The following is a 2,954-nucleotide window of genomic DNA, read 5'->3' on the forward strand; positions in this document are numbered from 1 at the left end:
ATGATGACGTCGGCTTCCTTCACCGCGTCGTTGACTTCAGCGACCTTCAGGCCGGCCTTCTCGGCCTTGCTCCACGAGGCGCCGCCCTTGCGCAGGCCGACGGTGACCTTGCAGCCCGAGTCCTTCAGGTTCAGCGCGTGCGCGTGGCCTTGCGAGCCATAACCGATGATGGTCACGTTCTTGTTCTTGATCAGGGACAGGTCTGCGTCTTTGTCGTAAAAAACTTTCATGGTCTTCCTAAGGAGAATCGAATGGCCGGGCTCCCTGCCCGGCCTTGTTGGTGGTAATTGTCCAGTATTCAGGCGACGGCATATGCCGGCATCGCCTGGTCGCGCACATGCGGAATATCCAGCTGGCGCAACTTGCGATACAGCGACGCGCGGCACATCCCCAACTGCCGCGAAGCGGCGGAAATGTTCCAGCGGCTGCCGACCAGCGCATCGATAACGCGCGAACGCTCATCCCGGAGCGGGTCGCCTGATGGGCGCGGGGAAAATGCCATCGCATCGGCTTGTGGCACGATGGGACGGACATTGGCGGCGAGGCCGGTATGGCCCACGATCTGGGTCAAATTCGCCGCCGTGAATTGCATCAGTTCTTCGGGCAGGTCGCGCACTTCGATGTGCCCGTCATTCATGACCGCGCAGCTATAGCGGATCACCGCGTGCATCTGGCGCAGGTTGCCCGGCCACGGGTAAGACAGCATGCGCTGCAGCGCGGCCGGCGCGATCGCGTGCTCGCCGGCTTCATCACCCAGCTCGTCGGCGATCATCTGCATGATCAGGCGGCGGCGGTCGGCGCGCTCGCGCAGCGCAGGCAGGCGCAGCACGCCGCCGGCGATGCGGTAGTAAAGGTCTTCGCGGAAACGCCCTTCCGCGATCAGAGTCTTCAAATCCTGGTGCGTGGCGCAGATCAGTTGCACATCCACCGGCACCGGACGCGACGCCCCCAGCGGAATCACTTCCCGCTCGGACAGCACGCGCAGCAGGCGCGTCTGCAGCGCGAAAGGCATGTCGCCGATCTCGTCGAGGAACAGCGTGCCGCCATCGGCCTGCTGCACCCGGCCCTTCATGCCGCCCGGCAGCGCGCCGGAAAAGGCGCCCTTGCAATAGCCGAACAATTCGCTCTCGGCCAGGCTCTCGGGAATCGAAGCGCAATTGACCGCCACCCAGGCGGCCTGGCGGCGTTCGCTGTATTCATGCAGGGCGCGCGACAGGTACTCCTTGCCGGTACCGGTCTCGCCGAGGATAAGAACGGGAATGCCGCGGTCGATCAGGCGCTTGCCGCGCTCGACCAGGTCGAGCATGACCGGGTCCCCGCCGGAGAGCTGGTCGATTGCGCGATAACGGGGGGAATTCGAACGAGCTGTTCTGACGTCGTTTTTTGCCAAAGGTAAAGCTACCGTTTGTGTCGGCATGATTGTCTCCTGTCGTGAACTGCTTTTATAGAACCCATTTCACAATGAAACGTGAGATGCGTTCTGCTCAGAAAGGGCGCTGGCAAGGCGTGCGACGCGTCGTGTGGCGGTGCCACACGCAAGGAGCACAACGCAGCCAGCGCCCTTTCTGAGCAGAACCCGGAGGGAGCGGCCCGTTTGGGCGAATTGCCGCGTTACGAACTTGGGTCAAGACGCCCAGTCTTGACCCAAGTTCGCGCCTTGCACTCCATCCCAAACGGGACTCGCTCGCACTCACGTTTCATAGTGAAATGGGTTCTTTATTCACGGCGACGGCGCTTCTGGCGCCTTTGTCGGCCCGAGATGATCGCAAGTTTTGTCATCTCTGCATCGGAGAATAACGAGACAATCCGATGACTTCCAATACAATATCCAGACAGAATCAATACCTTGAAGGTATCAAATGATCGAACTGAGACACATCACCTATTTCCGCACCGTAGCAGAAACCCTGCATTTCGGACGCGCGGCGGAGCTGCTGCATATCTCCCAACCCCCGCTCACACGGCAGATTGCGGCCCTCGAGAAGGAACTCGGCGCGCAATTGTTCGACCGCAGCAAACGGGCCATCCAGCTGACCCCCGCCGGCAAATATTTTTATCGCGATACCACAGAAATTTTCAAGGCACTGGAACGGGCGAAACGCAACGTATCGTCATCCAGCACCGGCAAGAGCGGCGCGCTGAAGGTCGGCTTCATGATGTCCTCGGCCTACAACATCCTGCCCTCGGTCACGCGCCACTACTCCGCCGCCTTCCCCGAAGTCGACATGCGCCTGACCGAATACGTCCCCAACCTGCTGGCCACCGACATCGAGGACGAGAAGGTGGATGTGGGCATCATGTACCGCCCCGAAGACTGCAGCCGCATGGTCAGCCACACCATCTACGCCGAACCGCTGCTGGCGGTGCTGCCGCGCGACCACAAGCTGGCCTGCAAGGAAGCGATTTCGGTGGCAGAACTGGCCGACGATCCCTTCGTCAGCATCCCGCGCACGATCGCGCCGGTAGTGTTCGACATCATCGTCAACCATTGCCAGTCCAACGGCTTCCGCCCGCGCATCGTGCTCGAAGCCAACCTGCAGCAAACCATCGTCAACCTGGTCGGCGAAGGCCTGGGCGTGGCGCTGGTGCCGGCCTCGATGCAGGCGATGAACCTGGAAACCACGGTGTTCAAGCCGTTGCTCAATGCGCCGGTGGTGGAGGTGGCGGTGATCTGGAACAAGGAGAATTCGAATCCCTGTATCAGGACGTTTGCGGATACAGCGGTGGAGGTTTGGAGGAAGTTGCGGCCGGTGGGGAATTGACGGTTATTTGAGGTGCGAACGACGCGGGGTCCTGACTTTCGTCAGGACGACGGGGACAGCGAGACACCGTATCGATGCCGCAGGCGAGAAGCAAGCACCGCAAGGCCGAAGGCGAGCCGGACACGAAGTCCGCTTCTGACCAGCCGCTGGAGCGAGAGGAAAAATGGATCAGAAAGGACGCCGGAGCGAAGC

3 protein-coding genes are annotated in these 2,954 nt (G+C 61.3%); 1 reads left to right on the forward strand and 2 read right to left on the reverse strand.

Going from position 1 to position 2,954, the window contains the following annotated elements:
• Both J7548_RS19630 and J7548_RS19635 read right to left on the reverse strand, forming a co-directional pair.
• A partial coding sequence (locus J7548_RS19630) for an NAD(P)-dependent oxidoreductase (RefSeq protein WP_290977356.1) occupies positions 1–230 on the reverse strand: 230 nt, incomplete at its 3' end.
• 68 nt (positions 231–298) lie between these two features.
• A complete protein-coding gene (locus tag J7548_RS19635; protein ID WP_290977944.1) occupies positions 299–1,417 on the reverse strand; it encodes a sigma 54-interacting transcriptional regulator in 1,119 nt (372 codons plus the stop codon).
• 442 nt (positions 1,418–1,859) lie between these two features.
• Between J7548_RS19635 and J7548_RS19640 the strand changes: the two genes are divergently transcribed.
• On the forward strand, positions 1,860–2,762 hold the full coding sequence (locus J7548_RS19640) for a LysR family transcriptional regulator (RefSeq protein ID WP_290977945.1): 903 nt from the start codon (positions 1,860–1,862) through the stop codon (positions 2,760–2,762).
• Positions 2,763–2,954: the final 192 nt, after the last annotated feature.

The sequence above is a fragment of the Herbaspirillum sp. genome (assembly GCF_017744395.1).
In the GTDB taxonomy this organism is placed as follows: Bacteria; Pseudomonadota; Gammaproteobacteria; order Burkholderiales; family Burkholderiaceae_D; genus Herbaspirillum.